Consider the following 14,102-nt stretch of genomic DNA (forward strand, 5'->3'; position numbering starts at 1 on the left):
GCGAAGCCCAGGACCAGTCGGTCCATGGTGCGCAGCCACAGGTTGCGCCGGCCGCCGTGCGCGGCCGCCCGATGACCGTTGACAACGCCGTGATCCCTTGTGACGGCTGGACGGACTTCGGGCGGATGAGGCCAGGCACGTGATGAGACGACGGAATCGGCCCATCCATGCACACGAACAGCGAGAGACCTCTGTCACCGGTGCCATGCCATCGGGGCGACCCACCGGGAGAACGATCACCCGTCCAGCACGCTCTGGGACACCGGAAAGGACACCGCGCGGGTATGCGGTCCCGCGCGATTCCCGTGGCGGGGCCCGCTCGCGGGTTGGCTCGCCGCCGGGGCTGGTGGTGATGCCTGTGGGCGTCAGTAGGCCAGGACGTTGTGTCCAAGGCCTGCGAGCAGTGCGGCGATGCGTGCGCCTGTCTCGCGGTCCTGGCCCGGGTGAGTGAAGGCTTGGATGTCGGGACGCCAGGTGAAGGCTGCGGCTTCGATGGCAGCGCGGATCTGGTCGGTGAGGTCTGCGGCGCTCTCACGGAACCGGAACTGTCGACCTCGCGTAATCAGGAGTCGCGTATTCCTCAGCTGCTGAGGGCTCGTGGTCACCGTGAGTGGTCGCCGGGGCATAGTGGCGCCAGGTGCCGCCGGCCTCTTCGGATAGGCGGGCCGGTCTGCCGCTCCTGCTCGCGCCGCTCTTCGTCTGCGATCCACCGCCGCGTGCACTCGAGGTCCTGGACCTGGACGCGCTCCACGCTCGGTGTCATGTCGAGGCGGGAGCGCCGGGGTCACGGGCTCCGCGCGCGGTGACAACGGCGAGCCCGCAGATGAACACCGATCCGGCGCACAGAGCACCGCCCAGGTCGTGCGGCGGCCGGGCCGGCCATAGCCACGGGGTAGTAAGGCCGGGCGGGTGCCACTGCGTGTAGAGCGCGTACACCGCCGCCACCAGATATCCCGTCGGTCCCGTCCAGGCCAGGCCGCCGCCGAGACCGGCGGCGCACAGCAGGCCGATGCCGGTCATCCCGGCGACGTTGCGCAGCACGTCCAGCGTGCCGCCGGACAGGTGCCCGCCGGTTCCGGCGGCGGCCAGCAGGCCGATCGCCGCCGCGGTCAGCGCCGCCGTGACGGCCAGCCGCAGGAACGGCAGCCACGGACCGGCCACGCGCTCCGGCTCGCCGAACGGGCTCGCCGCGGTGGCCGCGACGCACACCGCGGCGGCGGCCTCGAAGATCAGCGGCAGCTGCAGCGCGCCGTAGGCGTCCCAGTGCCCCAGGAGCGCGATCCGCAGCCCGGCGGCGCACACCGCCATCGCCGACACGGCGAACGGGACCCGGCGGCCCACGGCGTACAGCCACACCAGGCGGGCCCCGATCACGGGATCTGCGCCGGTGTGATCCGGCCGGCGCGCAGCGCGGCCAGGTGCTGGACGAGCCACGCGTGTCGTGCCGAGGCCGGCAGCGCGGCGAAGCGTTCGGCCGCCGCGTAGGCCGGGGTTCCCGGTGCCACGTCCGGCTGCCCGCTCGCGTCCGCCCCGCCCGGCCCGTCTGACCGGCCCGTTCCGGTGGAAGCCGTCCGGTCCACGACGTCGGGCAGGCCGGCTGCCGTCAGCAGCGCCCTGGCCACCGCGTTCTGTGCCTGGGAGGTGCCGCGCCCGTTGCCGATGACGCGGGCCACGAGGTCCGGGGCGAACGACTCCGCCAGTTGGCTTGCCATCTGATCGGCCGTCATGGAGGGTTCCGGCAGCTGTTCGGGAAACACCAGGTGGGCCGTCGACGGGGTGGCGCCGGAGCGAGGTCCGTCCTGCCGGATGATGACGCCGTTGCCGGTGTCCTGCTGATAGGTCACGCCCACCTGGAGGATCCTGTCCGGCGCGCCCGGCAGGCCCGCCAGTTGGTTCAGCAGCGGCGCCAGGGCGTCCGTCGTGGCGGGCAGGAAGCCGGCGTAGGCCGGATTGAGGCAGACCGGGATGGTCGTGTCGCTGCACACCGGCGTGAACCGGAGCGGTTGATCGTCGGCGGCGTCGTGCAGGGCCGGGATGTCGATCATTCCGTGCGCGTCCATGGTGCCGGTTCCGGCCAGCCCGACTGCGGTCCCGGCTGCCAGCAGGGCCGCCCCGGTGAGGCAGGCCGCGGCCAGGCGCACCGCGCGGCCCGCCGACCCTGCGGGCAGGGCGGGAACACCGAGCAGTGCGACGGTGACCCCGACCAGGAACGTCATCTGCGCGATGCACAGGTCGGGGGCGAAGGGATAGAACACCGCCACGCCTGCCTGCGGGCCCAGGTCCCACGGCCCCGTGACGATCGGTGAGATCTGCCAGGCGGACTGGCTGCCATGGATCAGCTCGGTGCTCAGCGCGAGGAGGAAGAAGGCGGCGATGGCCGCCAGCGGCGCGGTGAACCGGCTGGGCAGGAAGGTCCCCAGGACGAACCCGAGGGCCGAGAACGCGGGCAGGCTCGCGGCGGCCACCACGGCCGGCCACCATAGTGGGCCGCCCCAGCTCGCCTGGTGCGCCGTCACCCCGTACAGGACGGCCACGCAGCCCAGGTAGGCCACCATGGCCCAGATCGTGGTGGCGACCCAGGGGGCGAGCAGCCGCGCCCACCGTGGCCGGGCGGTGATCGTCACCTGGTCGGTGACGCGGTGGCGGACCTCCCGCGACGCCATCCAGGCCGCAGCGCCGGTCACCGGGACGGCGAAGTCGAGCACGGCGCCGCTCTGCAGTCCGGCCGCGCGCAGGTTCCACATCGGCGGCATGGCCATGTCCTTGCGGTACGTGGTGAGCCAGAACAGCCCGATTACGACCGGCAGCAGCCACGCCATCGCGTTGTGGCGCAGCTCCAGCCGCAGCAGCCGGGACGCCGCCGGAGCGATGGTCGCCGCGGTCATGACCGGGTCTGCGCGAGGACGGCGCTGTATCCGCGCTCGATCGGGGTGTCCCCGGAGTGCCCGCCGTCGCCGCGGGCGGCGAGCCCGTCCGGCGTCCCGTGGAAGACGATCCTGCCCCTGTCCATCAGAGCGACCTGGGCGCAGGCGGCCGCGACATCCTCGACCAGGTGCGTGCTCACCACGACGGTCGCGCGCTGCCCCAGGTCCCGCAGCAGTGCCCGGAACGCCACGCGCTGCTCCGGGTCGAGGCCCGCGGTCGGCTCGTCGAGCAGCAGCAGCTCTGGCTCGTTGACGATCGCCTGCGCGATGCCGGCCCGGCGCAGCATGCCGCCGGACAGGGTGCGCAGCCTGGTTTTCCTCCTGTCGCCGAGTTCGACCCTGTCGATCGCGGCCGCGACCGCGACGCGGATCCGGGCCGGCGGCACCTCCTTCAGCAGCGCGAAGTATTCGACGTACTCGGCTACGGTGAACCCCGGGTAGTAGCCGGGATTCTGCGGCAGGTAGCCGAGCCTGCGCCGGATCTCGCGGCGAGGGCCGTAGCTGCCGGGATCTCGGCCGAGCAGCCGCAGGCCGCCCGAGGAGGGCGGCATCGCCGTCGCCATCATCCGCAGCAGTGAGGTCTTGCCTGCGCCGTTCGGCCCCAGCAGCCCGAACACCCCGGGACCGGCCTGCAGGTCCACCCCGGCCACCGCCTTGACCGTGCCAAAGCGCCGGGTTAGGCCGGTGATCTCGACGTTCATCGCGCTCCTCCCTGCGGAATCGGTGAGACGGCCAAGGCTGCCCGCCGAGCCGGGACCGGGTCGTCACACCAGGGAGCGCGATCCGCGGTGCTACCACGGTGGGCAGTCCGACCCGGGCGCGGGCGGAGTGATACCGGGGTATGACCATCCAGGGCTGATGATCGGACGAGCCCGGCCCCCTACGCTGAGATCGTGAAACGGCTGCAGGGGAGCGCGCGGGCGGTCTGGCCCGCCCTCCGTCAGGTGTTGGCCGGCCCTGATCCGGCCCCGGCATGGCGTCCGCGCTCGCAGCAGGAGCGCCGGGCGGCGTACGTCGCGCTCGCTGCGGCGACGCTGGTGCTGTGCCTCGTCAACGCGACCCACGTGAACCAGGTGGCCGCCGACGGCGGCCAGGCTCCGGCCGGTGTATGGCTGGTGACGCTCGCCCTCGTGACGGTGCTGCCGCTGCTGCTTGTGGCGACGTACCCGATGGCGGCCTGGCGGACCGGGTGGCTGGCCCTGCTGCTCTCGCCGCTGCTGCCCGCCGCCTGGTGGGGTGGCTGGCCGTGGGGCCCGCCGCAGGTGCTCGCGCTGCTCGTGGCCTTCTGCCTGGCGGCGGTCCGTCAGCGGCGGGCGGCGCTGTGGTGGATGTGGGCGCTGACGCTCATCCCCTGGTGCGCGTGGCTGATCAGGGACATCCCGAACCTGCACGGCCCGGCCAGCGCCACGATCGTGTTCACGGCCGCCGCGATCGCGGTGGACAGCGTCGGCTCCCGGCTGCGCACCCAGCGCGCACTCGTCACGCAGACCGTGCGCACCGACACCGAGCGGTCGCGGCGCGCCGTGCTGGAGGAGCGCACGCGGATCGCCAGGGAGCTGCACGATGTGGTCGCCCATCACCTGTCACTGATCGCGGTCCAGGCCGAGACCGCGCCCTACCGGGTTGCCGAACTGCCGGAGCCGGTTCGCGCCGAGTTCGGCGCGCTGAGCGAGGTGGCCCGCGAGGCGCTGATGGAGATGCGGCGACTGCTCGGCGTCCTGCGCCAGGACCAACCGGCCGGGCTCGCGCCGCAGCCCCGGCTGACCGACCTGCCGGCGCTCGTCGATTCCGCCCGGCGGGCGGGCGTGGAGGTGGCGCTGTCCGTGCCGGTGGAGCTCGACACGGTGCCTGCCGGCGTCGGGATCTGCGTGTACCGGATCGTGCAGGAGTCGTTGTCGAACGCGAGCAGGCACGCCCCGGGCGCCGCCGTCACGGTGTCGGTGGATCAGGACGCACGAGCCGTCCAGCTTCGGGTGGCCAACGGCCCGGGCGGTCCGGTCGCCCCCTCGGGGCACGAGCGCGAGCGCGGCCACGGCCTGACCGGAATGCGTGAGCGGGTGGCGCTGCTCGGCGGGTCGCTGTCGGCCGGGCCTACGCCGGCCGGCGGGTTCGAGGTGTCCGTGGTGCTCCCGCTCGGCGGGACCCCGTGAGCGCGGCCGGGCCCACCGACACGCGCTGCCTGATCGCGGACGATCAGGCCATGGTGCGCGAGGGCTTCGCCGCGGTACTCGCCACCCAACCGGGCCTCCAGGTCGTGGGCCAGGCCGTCGATGGGGCAGACGCAGTGTCCCAGGCGCAGCTGCTGTCGCCCGACGTCATACTCATGGACGTGCGGATGCCGGTCATGGACGGACTCCAGGCGGCCAGGGAGATCCTGCGCGACACGGTCGGGGAGGAGCGGCCGCGGGTACTGATGCTCACAACCTTCGACCTCGACGACTACGTGTACGAGGCGCTGCGGGCCGGGGCCAGCGGATTCCTGCTCAAGGACGCGACCGCGGCCGAACTGGTGCAAGCGGTCCGGGTGGTGGCCGCTGGCGAGGCACTGCTCGCCCCGTCGGTGACCCGGCGCCTGATCGCTGACTTCGCCCGGCTTCCGCGTCAGGACCAGCCGCCCGCACCCGCGCTCGGCGTGCTCACCCAGCGGGAGACCGAGGTCCTGCGGCTGATCGCCCGCGGTCTGTCCAACACCGAGATCAGCGAAGCGCTAGTCATCGCCCAGCAGACCACCAAGACCTACGTCGGCCGGATCCTGGCCAAGCTCGGTCTGCGCGACCGGGCCCAAGCCGTCGTGGTCGCGTACGAAAGCGGCCTCGTCACGCCAGGGGCCCCCTAGGAGGCTTGGACGCGCGAAGCCGTCTTGATCGGGTCAAGTTTGTGTGATGGGCAGGTTTTGGCTGTTCAGACGGCTAGCCCGGCTCGTCGGAGGTAGTCGTCCAGGGCCTTGTCGTAGGCGTGGGTGGCACCGTGTACGGCGATCGCGCCGCCGCCGCGATCCAGCAGGTGACGTCCCTCCTCGACAGCGCTGGCGTCGCCCCGGAAAAGACCCAGGAGTTACTCGCTCTCATCCAGGCCGGCGCCCTCGAGGGCGCGCAGGGCGATGTCCTCGAGCTTGCCGAGCAGCCTCCCGAGAAGAGCGCCGCGCCGGCCCTACACGGCTGGGTGGCTGCGGTGCAGGCCGCGGCCGCCGAGCTTGCGCACATCGCCGACCGCACCATCGCCCGTGCCAGGCCAGCCGCCCGACCCACGGCACCGGCAGCACTCCCCGCCCACAGCTCTTCTACCCCGATCGACGAGGCTCCGCAGAAGCAGGTGGAGCAAGTCCTGGCCATGGCCGAGCGGATCTTCACCGAGCTGACGGGCCGTACCGACTACAGCCGCGAGGCGTCGCTGGAGATCCTGCCCGTCGTGCTCACCGCGATCGCTGCCGAGGACCAGGCCGACTACATCGCGCAGCTCGAAGCCTTCGCGACCCGCAACCGTGACTGGCTGGCGGAGCTGTATCGCAAATACGGGCCGGGCGGCGATCTCGCCGAGCTGGACCGCAGCGGCCTGACCGAGCAGCCGGAAAGCATCGTGATCTGCGAGCGCCTCGACGCCGCCCCGCTGTGGCTTCAGGGCGTGTGGGACGGGGAGTCGGAGGGGTCGATGCTCGAGCGCTTCGCTCAGCTGTGGAAGTTCGGGTGCGACACCCCGCGGCCGCCGCAGCCGTCGAAGGCACGCTGATGGCCCAGGTGGCGATCGCTGACCTGCTGCGGGTGATCGCCGCGGTGCCGGGATGGCGCGAGCGCGGATCCAACGGGGTGCGCCTCGTCTACGACGGCAGCCGGCTCGTGCTGTCCACGGCCGACCGGCCCGACGAGGTGCTCGCGCGGGCGAGTACCCGCGGACACGCCACGGAGGCGTGGGAGTTGACCATGTATGCCACCAGCTTGCCCGGCGTGCGTGTCTGGCTGTCCTCGCTCGACGGGGAGCAGTTGGTCGATGTGTCCCCGTTCTGGGCCGGCACCCCGGCCTTGGTGGTGTTCACCGCGAGCGGCGGCCACATGACGTTCCCCGTCATCGACTGTCCCTCGGCGCCTGCCCGCCGGCGTGCGTTCACTGGCGGCGCAGACGGCTGATCACGGCCTGTGCGGCGGTGATCGCGGCGAGGGCTGCTTGGACGGCCCGCCCCTGCGCCCGGGCTCGGGTGAGAGTAGCTGCGCCGGTGGTCGTGGAGGCCTCGCCGAGCAGGTCGTCGAGGCGGCGGATCACGTCGGTGACCGCCCCGGCCGCGGCCGGGGCGAACGAGACGTCGGCGCCCGTGAGTTCGTACTTCAGAATCCGCAGCGCCTGGCAGTCGGCGATGGTCGCGACCGTGTCCGCGTCGGCCAGCAGCTGGATCTGTACCTGGATGCTGCGCAGGAGTTGTGCCAGTTCGGTGAGGTCGGCGCGATGGTTGTCGATGCGGCGCCAGCGGCGGGCCAGTTTCCAGCCGGTGACGGCGATGCCGATGGCTACTGCGGCGCTCAGCACGCCGAGCAGGACCGGCGTCGTCTGGTCGGCCGGACCGGTTGTAGGTCTGCTGGACCTCGGTCAGCTCACCTCCGACGGGCTTCTTGTGCGGGTGGCGGAAGCCGTCGCCGGCGTTCTCGTACCCGAGATCGACCAGGGTCGGCATGTCCAGCTCGGCCGCGATGCGGTTGAGGGCGTCGATCAGGCCGTGGTGGCGGGCGCAGGTGGTGTCGTACTCCCTGCCCGGGCGGACGGGCGAGACCCAGATCGGCCAGCCGTCCGGAGTGGCGATGACCTGCACGTTCCCGCCGTGGTGCTTGTGCTTTCCGGACCACCACAGGTCGGCTCCGTTGGGGCCGGGGCCGGGGCGGCGACGCGGTCGGTGCGGATGACGGTGCCGTCGAGGTTCAGGTGCGTCAGCCCGGCTTCTTTCGCACGCTCCAGCGCGGTGGCCAGGTCTGGCGCCCTGGCGGCCAGGACGGTCAGCCCTTCGTGGAGATAACGGTAGGCGGTGGAGGTCGACAGGCCGTTGTCGCAAGCGAGTTGGGCAAGGCGCGAGCCGTCGATGAACCAGCGCAGGACGAACACCGCCTGCCGGAAGCAGCCCAGCGCACGCCGCCCCTTAGGCGGGGGGTTTGGTGGCGGTTTCGCGGTCTTCCTGGGCGCAGTTGTTGTTCCAGCCGAAGTTGCCTGTGAAGAGGTCCTTCATCTGTGCGGTGATGCTGCACATGCCGCTGGAGTCGGTGCGGCTGGTCGGCATGTTCTCCACGTAGGCGTATGGCTGTGTGTAGGGGCTGGTCTTGTCTGGGGTGTATGGGTCCCGACTAGGGCCTGTCCGGCGGATCATGCCGGGCGGCCCGTCGGCGCTGAATCGCTGTAGCGCCCCGCTGGAGAAGACGCTGGGTGGAGCAGGTGGGGTCCGTCGGTAAATACCTCGACAGCGGGCGCGGTGGTTGGGGATGCTTCGCGCGATGACCAGAATCAACGACACGCCGCCCACATGGGACGAGCGCACCCAGCTCACCACGTTCCTCGACTACGCACGGGACATCGCCCGCGCCAAGTGCGACGGCGTCTCCGCGGAAAACGCCCGCAAGGCGCTCCTGCCGGGCTCACCGCTGATGACCATGAGCGGAGTGATCAACCACCTCCGCTGGGTCGAGTACTACTGGTTCCAGGTGGTCTTCCTCGGCGAGGAAGACCGAGCCCCCATGACGGATGAGGACCCCGACCGCGAGATGCGTATCGCCGTCGACTTCCCGCTCACGCAGTTGCTCGACGAATACGCCGAACAGAGCGCCCGCTACCGCGAACTGGTCGCCGGGAACGACCTGGACAAGCAGGCCGAGGGAACCATCCGCAACGGCCTCCACGTCGACCTGCGCTGGATCCTCCTCCACCTCACCGAGGAGACAGCCCGCCACAATGGCCACCTGGACATCCTGCGCGAGATGCTCGACGGCACGACCGGCGACTAGATCCGGCGGAGATCACGGGCGGAGCCAGAGTCGGATCGAGGCGACCGTGACGGTGCCGTGGAAGATGTAGCCGCGCTTGTCGAACCTCGTGGCCACGGCCCAGGAGTTCTGCACATATATCGCCCGGTGACAGTACTTACACCCCGGATCTCTCACCTCAGGACAGTGGCCCCACACACCGAAACAGCCACCGACCAGCGGCAACACACCAACGCCCCACTGTCTCTCACACCACTGTCCCGAAACCGAGAGATCGCAGCCGGACCACCCCGCTGAGCAGGGTGCGGCCTTGGCCGTCGCTGAAGGTGGTGGTCTTGATGGTGTTCTGCTTCTTCTTGCCTGACACGAACGCCTTGCGGCCCGGGCGACCGGCGCGCGGGCGGCGGACTTGGACCTCGGTGCCGTCGATCCGCAACTCGACGCCTCCGGCGTCGGCGTAGGCGAACAGGTCCTCCAGGCTACGGATCCGCAGACCTGGCCGGTCAGGGATGGCGAACCCGCGGGCCGCCAGCAACGGGCGGACCTCGCGCACCGCGCCGGAGACGGTGGAGCGGTCGACCCGGTACAGCTCGGCGAGCGCCGCGTGCGGCAGCCCGAGCCGCAGGTGAACCAGGGTGACCAGCAGCCTGTCCACGAACACCAGCCGTTGCTTGCGCCCGGCCCCGGCGGCCCGCCGCCGCTCCCCACCCCGGCGCTCGCGCAGCACCGACTCACGCGCGGCCTGCCACTTCGGGGCGAGTTCTTCGAGCAACTCGCCGAAGTGTGCGCGAGAGACCCCCGACAGGGCAGGATGGGAACAGGCCGCACCGGCCCAGGTAAGCGTCACAACTCACCCAACTCGTGCGGCCCTTCTCACGTCACGGGCCGACCACGACCACCGGCATTGCTCACCAGGTCGTTAGAGGTCGTTTTCTCCCGATGTTTCATCCCGGAATAGGTGTTTAATCCCGGGGTGTCGGGTCGCGCCAGGAGATGGTGGCTTCGTTGGTCAGTCGGCGGGCCATCAGGTCGGTCATGGCGAGGTGGATCATGGCTTCGGAGCGGGCGGGCAGGGTTTCGTAGTCACGGGCCAGGCGGCGGTGGAACATCAGCCACCCGTAGGTCCGCTCCACGGTCCAGCGTTTGGGTAGCGGGGTGAATCCCCTGGTTCCGGGGGCGCGTTGGACGATTTCCATGTCGATGCCGAGGGTGGCGGCGTGCTCGACGAGGTGCTGGCGGTAGCCGCCGTTCACCCAGACCTTGCGGATGGTGGGGTGGGCGGCGGCCACCTGGTCGGCCAGGTGGGTGCCGGCAGCAGTCCGAGGGTGTCGGTGACGATGCTCCGCTTGCGGCCGCCCGCCGGGTGTGATGGTCGACCACCACGGTCATGTATCGCTGCCCCTTGCGGTAGGAGATCTCGTCAATGCCGATCCGGCGCAGGCCCGCCAGCCGGTCCACCTCGGCGTCCCGGTCGGCGACAAACCGCTCAACGATCGCCCCCACCGTGCGCCAGGAGATGCGCATCAACTGCGCGACGGCCGACTTGGAGCACTCGGCGGCCATCCAGGCGGCCTGCTGGTCGAAGACCCGCGTGTGGCCGGCCCCGTGCCGGGCCCAGGGCACTGCGGCGGCCACCACCCCGTGCGCACGGCAGCGCATCCGGGGCAGCTCGGCCTCCAGAAACACCTTCATCGTGCCCGCGTCCAGACACCGCCAGCGACGCCGCCCGCGCCCCTGGTCGTAGCCGCGCCCGGGGCGGCGGCAGATCCCGCACCGGTTCCGCTCCCGCACCACAGGCCGCACCCGGGCGACCAGCACACCCGCGTCCTGGTCGATCTCGACCTGCTCGACCACGGCCCGTTCGACCGTCAGGAGCTCTTTCCATATCCTGTTCGCAGACACGCCGTCTTCCTGCATGTGGATCTTGACCTCAGAGACCTTGAACCATATGCGTAAGACGGCGTGTTTCACGTATCCGGGCTGGTCAGGCACCCACACATACGGCAGAAGAGCCCTATTTGATCGGTGGATCGTCGTCTCGGGCCGGCCTGTTGGCCCAAGCCGAATCTGCCGGGCCATCAGGACTGGGACAAGGCTCTCCAAGGCACTCAAGCCCATCTACAAACCCTCGTACGTGAATTCGTCGTGTGGGCCGGTAGGCGACGTGGCCACGCCGACCGTCACGGTGACGTCCACCGTGTTCGAGTCGAGCTTGTCTTGCCCCGGCACCGTCGCGTGGATCAGGGTCGGACCCTTGACGTCCACCTTCTCCGGGTCGACTGTTTTGTCCTTGAACCGCACGGTCGCCCCCTGGGCGAAGCCCGAGCCGGTGATGTTGACCGGTGTGAGGACCCTCCCGCTGGTCGGGCTGACCGCGCTGACCACTACGGGCGGGGGTCCGTCGTAGGCGAACTGCCCCAGCGGAACGGCGGGCGATGTGCCGAGGTCGGTGGTGACACGGACATCGACGATGCCGGTCCCGTCGGGAACGGTCGCGGTGATCTGCGTATCGGAGTCGCGGTTGAACTTACACGGGATCGGGCCGAAGTCGACGACGACGCTTTCCTTACTGAATCCGCTGCCGGTGATGGTGACCTGTGTACCGCTCTTTCCGGCGGTGGGGTTCACCGCGGTCACCACCGGCCCGGGGGCGACGTCGGACGCGCCCAGCAGGGTCAGGTACGTGGAGTTGGCGTGCTGGAACGCGACCTGGCCCAGGAAGTCTGCGGTGGTCTCGTGGACGAGCGTCTTGTCGTGATTCGAGTAGTCCGCGTTCAGCGGCTTTCGGGTGCCGGGCTGGACGTAGTCGTTGCCCTTCCGGAGCCCGATGATCACATCCAGCAGGCCCTTCACCTCTGCGTTGGCCTTCGGTCCCGGTAGTTTCGGGTCCCAGTACCAGTGATCCCTGGCGTATAGCAGATCGGACTCGACCCAGGCCTGCGGGACCACGTCGTACTGGTTGAAGTAGCGCTCGTTCAGACTCCACGGCCGGGAGTTGACGTAATCGGCGAAGCTCTGCAGGCCGGCGGTGGGGGCGGCGAAGGTGACGAGCGCGAACTTCGGATTCTTCGGAAACGAGGGCTGGGCTTGGAGGTACGTGGCCAGCATGGTGGCGATGCAGCCGCCGAGGCTGTGGCCGGTCACGTAGACCGTCGGCTGGGGCTTTGTTGCGGGGGAAGCGAGGATGTTCGTGAGTGCTTGCGTGAGGGTCGTGCCAAAAGGGACGCTCGCAGTGGCGACCTGAGTGAACGCGGCCATGGCGCCGGCCGAGACGGCGACGTCCTTCGATCCGCCGGCGGTGAACGGCACCACCGTGCCGACGTCCAGGTCCTCCATCATGTCGAGCGGATTGTCGATCGTGCCGCGGACGACCACGGCGAACTGGTTCAAGTCGGAGTTCGAGGCGATGTACGCGAGGTTCGCGTTGTCCGGGCTGAGCGCCAGCCACCTCGGCTGCCACTTGCCGCCCGTGGCGAGGGAGGGGTCCATCAGCTGGGCGGTGATGCCGCGCTTGGCGCGCTGGGCCTGGTCTTGCAGGGTTTCGCCCGACGGGCGCGGGGTCGCCGCAGTGGCGGCGATTGCGGCGAGGGTCATAGTGACCTGGGCGGGCGTCGGGTCGGACTGGGGCGCCTTCGTCATACGTGCTCCTTGCATGTCACCAGGGCGAAGTGGGCCGCGGCGGCCGCTCCGTACGGAACTCCACAGGCCCCGGCCTCCGGACCCGCGTCCTGACGGGTGTACGGCACGCCGAATGTCGCGTTGATCGTATTCATCCTGTTTCGCGGTGTTCGGCCGCCCGACACTTTGCGGCCCCGCGGCGCCGCGGATTTCAGGCTCTTGGCCCAGTACCAGGCCGGACTGCGCCCCGCCGACGCGGACCGCGCCTCCGTGTCGACGGGCAGGCCGACAGTCAGCCTGTTCGTGTAGGAGGATCGGTTCCCGAACACCGCTCAGCGGGGTGTCTTGCACCGGGCTACGGGTGTTCGGGAACGGTGTCCAGCAACGGCGGGATGGGCGGGCGGGGTCAGTCGTGCGAGCCCTGGACGCTCATTGGCGCTTGTGCATGCTGATCTGCACGCTGCCGATGGCAGGCTGAGCGGGTAGCGAGACGTGTGGGTCTCGCTACCCGGCGGGGCTCAGATCGCTGCGGCGGGTTCCAGCTCGGCGGCCTTCCGGGCGGCGAGGTGGCGCTCGGCGTCCAGGGCTGCGGCCGCGCCGGTGCCGGCGGCGGTGATGGCCTGGCGGTAGGTGTGGTCGACGACGTCTCCGGCGGCGAACACGCCGGGCAGGCTGGTCCGCGTCGACGGCGCGGCGACCTTGATGTAGCCCGCGGAGTCGAGGTCGAGCTGACCGGCGAACAGCTCGCTGCGCGGATCGTGGCCGATGGCGATGAACAGACCGGTCACGTCCAGGTCGCGAGTGGCGTCGGTAAAGACGTCCCGCAGGACCACGCCGACCAGCTTGCCGCCGCTCTCCTTGATCTCGGCCACTTCGCTGTCGAAGATGAAGGAGATCTTGTCGTCGGCGAAGGCCCGGTTCTGCATGACCTTCGACGCCCGCAGCGCGGAGCGGCGGTGGATGACGGTGACCGAGCGGGCGAAGCGGGACAGAAAGGTGGCTTCCTCCATCGCGGTGTCGCCGCCACCGACCACGGCGATGTCGTGGCCCTTGAAGAAGAACCCGTCGCAGGTCGCGCACCAGGACACCCCGCGGCCGGACAGCTCCTCCTCGCGGGGCAGGCCGAGCTTGCGGTAGCCGGAGCCGGTCGCGATGATCACGGTTCGCGCGCGGTGCACGGTGCCGGTCGAGTCGGTCAGCAGCTTGATGTCGCCGGTCAGGTCCGCCTCGATGATGTCGTCGTCGACCATCTGGGCGCCGAATTTCTCGGCCTGGGTCCTCATGTGCTCCATGAGGACCGGCCCGTCGACGCCGTCGGGGAAGCCGGGGAAGTTCTCGACCTCGGTCGTGGTGGTCAGCGAGCCGCCGACGAAGATGCTGCTGCCGAACAGCAGCGGCTTGAGCTGGGCGCGGGCGGTGTACAGGGCGGCGGTGTATCCGGCGGGGCCGGAGCCGATGACGATGACCTCGCGTATGGAGTTGTCCGTCACGGAGGTCAGGCCTCCTGCTGGGCGTCGATCTCGGCGATCAGGGCCTCGATGCGCTTCTGGATCTCGTCGCGGATCGGGCGGACGGCCTCGACGCCCTTGCCGGCCGGGTCCTCCAGCGC

The 14,102-nt window shown here is 70.4% G+C and carries 13 protein-coding genes and 5 pseudogenes; 5 read left to right on the forward strand and 13 right to left on the reverse strand.

Annotated elements, in window-relative coordinates; translation table 11 throughout:
* Nucleotides 1–759: 759 nt before the first annotated feature.
* The 3 genes from IEZ19_RS47245 to IEZ19_RS47255 are packed head-to-tail and all read right to left on the reverse strand — an operon-like array spanning nucleotide 760 to nucleotide 3,625.
* On the reverse strand, nucleotides 760–1,374 hold the full coding sequence (locus IEZ19_RS47245; protein ID WP_189317553.1) for a hypothetical protein: 615 nt from the start codon (nucleotides 1,372–1,374) through the stop codon (nucleotides 760–762).
* Nucleotides 1,371–2,885 carry a hypothetical protein gene (locus IEZ19_RS47250; RefSeq protein ID WP_189317554.1) on the reverse strand — a complete coding sequence of 505 codons (1,515 nt, stop codon included), beginning with the start codon at nucleotides 2,883–2,885 and terminating at the stop codon, nucleotides 1,371–1,373. The genes IEZ19_RS47245 and IEZ19_RS47250 overlap by 4 nt, the downstream gene beginning before the upstream one ends.
* Nucleotides 2,882–3,625, reverse strand: coding sequence for an ATP-binding cassette domain-containing protein (locus tag IEZ19_RS47255; protein WP_189317555.1), 744 nt, complete (start codon nucleotides 3,623–3,625; stop codon nucleotides 2,882–2,884). Before IEZ19_RS47255 ends, IEZ19_RS47250 begins: the two co-directional genes overlap by 4 nt.
* Nucleotides 3,626–3,817: 192 nt before the next feature.
* Here IEZ19_RS47255 and IEZ19_RS47260 point away from each other — a divergent pair, with 192 nt between their 5' ends.
* The 4 genes from IEZ19_RS47260 to IEZ19_RS47275 all read left to right on the forward strand — a co-directional run bounded on the left by IEZ19_RS47260 (nucleotide 3,818) and on the right by IEZ19_RS47275 (nucleotide 7,045).
* Nucleotides 3,818–5,074, forward strand: a complete 1,257-nt coding sequence (locus IEZ19_RS47260; RefSeq protein WP_189317556.1) for a sensor histidine kinase — start codon at nucleotides 3,818–3,820, stop codon at nucleotides 5,072–5,074.
* Nucleotides 5,071–5,760, forward strand: a complete 690-nt coding sequence (locus tag IEZ19_RS47265) for a response regulator (RefSeq protein ID WP_268248782.1) — start codon at nucleotides 5,071–5,073, stop codon at nucleotides 5,758–5,760. The genes IEZ19_RS47260 and IEZ19_RS47265 overlap by 4 nt, the downstream gene beginning before the upstream one ends.
* Nucleotides 5,761–5,879: 119 nt before the next feature.
* Complete coding sequence (locus tag IEZ19_RS47270; protein WP_189317557.1) at nucleotides 5,880–6,650, forward strand: hypothetical protein; 771 nt, start codon at nucleotides 5,880–5,882, stop codon at nucleotides 6,648–6,650.
* On the forward strand, nucleotides 6,608–7,045 hold the full coding sequence (locus tag IEZ19_RS47275; protein ID WP_229841655.1) for a hypothetical protein: 438 nt from the start codon (nucleotides 6,608–6,610) through the stop codon (nucleotides 7,043–7,045). The genes IEZ19_RS47270 and IEZ19_RS47275 overlap by 43 nt, the downstream gene beginning before the upstream one ends.
* Here the strand turns inward: IEZ19_RS47275 and IEZ19_RS47280 are convergent.
* The 3 genes and pseudogenes from IEZ19_RS47280 to IEZ19_RS47290 form a co-directional block, all read right to left on the reverse strand.
* A complete protein-coding gene (locus IEZ19_RS47280; RefSeq protein WP_189317558.1) occupies nucleotides 7,023–7,439 on the reverse strand; it encodes a hypothetical protein in 417 nt (138 codons plus the stop codon). The two genes, IEZ19_RS47275 and IEZ19_RS47280, sit on opposite strands and share 23 nt — an antisense overlap.
* 94 nt (nucleotides 7,440–7,533) lie before the next feature.
* Nucleotides 7,534–7,719 (reverse strand): annotated as a pseudogene (locus tag IEZ19_RS52225) (transposase family protein); the annotation flags it as partial.
* Nucleotides 7,720–8,040: 321 nt separating this feature from the next.
* The gene (locus tag IEZ19_RS47290; protein WP_189317559.1) at nucleotides 8,041–8,187 is read right to left on the reverse strand and encodes a hypothetical protein; all 147 of its coding nucleotides are present in this window, start codon (nucleotides 8,185–8,187) and stop codon (nucleotides 8,041–8,043) included.
* 202 nt (nucleotides 8,188–8,389) lie between these two features.
* Between IEZ19_RS47290 and IEZ19_RS47295 the strand changes: the two genes are divergently transcribed.
* Nucleotides 8,390–8,896: a DinB family protein gene (locus IEZ19_RS47295; RefSeq protein ID WP_100570946.1), complete on the forward strand. Its 507-nt coding sequence runs from the start codon at nucleotides 8,390–8,392 to the stop codon at nucleotides 8,894–8,896.
* 12 nt (nucleotides 8,897–8,908) lie between these two features.
* On the opposite strand, the pseudogene IEZ19_RS52230 reads toward IEZ19_RS47295, so the two are convergent.
* The 7 genes and pseudogenes from IEZ19_RS52230 to IEZ19_RS47320 all read right to left on the reverse strand — a co-directional run.
* Nucleotides 8,909–9,010, reverse strand: a pseudogene (locus tag IEZ19_RS52230) (IS5/IS1182 family transposase); the annotation flags it as partial.
* Between the two features lie 112 nt (nucleotides 9,011–9,122).
* Complete coding sequence (locus tag IEZ19_RS47300) at nucleotides 9,123–9,647, reverse strand: helix-turn-helix domain-containing protein (RefSeq protein ID WP_373297179.1); 525 nt, start codon at nucleotides 9,645–9,647, stop codon at nucleotides 9,123–9,125.
* A gap of 190 nt (nucleotides 9,648–9,837) precedes the next feature.
* A pseudogene (locus IEZ19_RS47305) lies at nucleotides 9,838–10,229 on the reverse strand (transposase); the annotation flags it as partial.
* Nucleotides 10,202–10,792: pseudogene (locus IEZ19_RS52235) on the reverse strand (helix-turn-helix domain-containing protein); the annotation flags it as partial. The pseudogenes IEZ19_RS47305 and IEZ19_RS52235, both read right to left, overlap by 28 nt.
* Before the next feature lie 201 nt (nucleotides 10,793–10,993).
* Nucleotides 10,994–12,514 (reverse strand): IPT/TIG domain-containing protein, encoded by a 1,521-nt coding sequence (locus IEZ19_RS47310; RefSeq protein WP_189317560.1) that lies wholly within the window; start codon nucleotides 12,512–12,514, stop codon nucleotides 10,994–10,996.
* A gap of 497 nt (nucleotides 12,515–13,011) precedes the next feature.
* Entirely contained in the window at nucleotides 13,012–13,983 is a 972-nt protein-coding gene (gene trxB / locus IEZ19_RS47315; RefSeq protein WP_373297181.1) for a thioredoxin-disulfide reductase, read from the reverse strand.
* A gap of 5 nt (nucleotides 13,984–13,988) precedes the next feature.
* Nucleotides 13,989–14,102 (reverse strand): annotated as a pseudogene (locus IEZ19_RS47320) (phosphotyrosine protein phosphatase); the annotation flags it as partial.

The sequence above is a fragment of the Streptomyces brasiliensis genome, assembly GCF_014647875.1.
GTDB lineage: Bacteria > Actinomycetota > Actinomycetes > Streptomycetales > Streptomycetaceae > Streptomyces > Streptomyces brasiliensis.

Bases quoted from the DNA above. Each gene is read 5' to 3' on its own strand.
- IEZ19_RS47295 (WP_100570946.1), top strand. From the start codon at position 8,390: ATGACCAGAATCAACGACACGCCGCCCACATGGGACGAGCGCACCCAG.
- IEZ19_RS47255 (WP_189317555.1), bottom strand. From the start codon at position 3,625: ATGAACGTCGAGATCACCGGCCTAACCCGGCGCTTTGGCACGGTCAAG.
- IEZ19_RS47250 (WP_189317554.1), bottom strand. From the start codon at position 2,885: ATGACCGCGGCGACCATCGCTCCGGCGGCGTCCCGGCTGCTGCGGCTG.
- IEZ19_RS47310 (WP_189317560.1), bottom strand. From the start codon at position 12,514: ATGACGAAGGCGCCCCAGTCCGACCCGACGCCCGCCCAGGTCACTATG.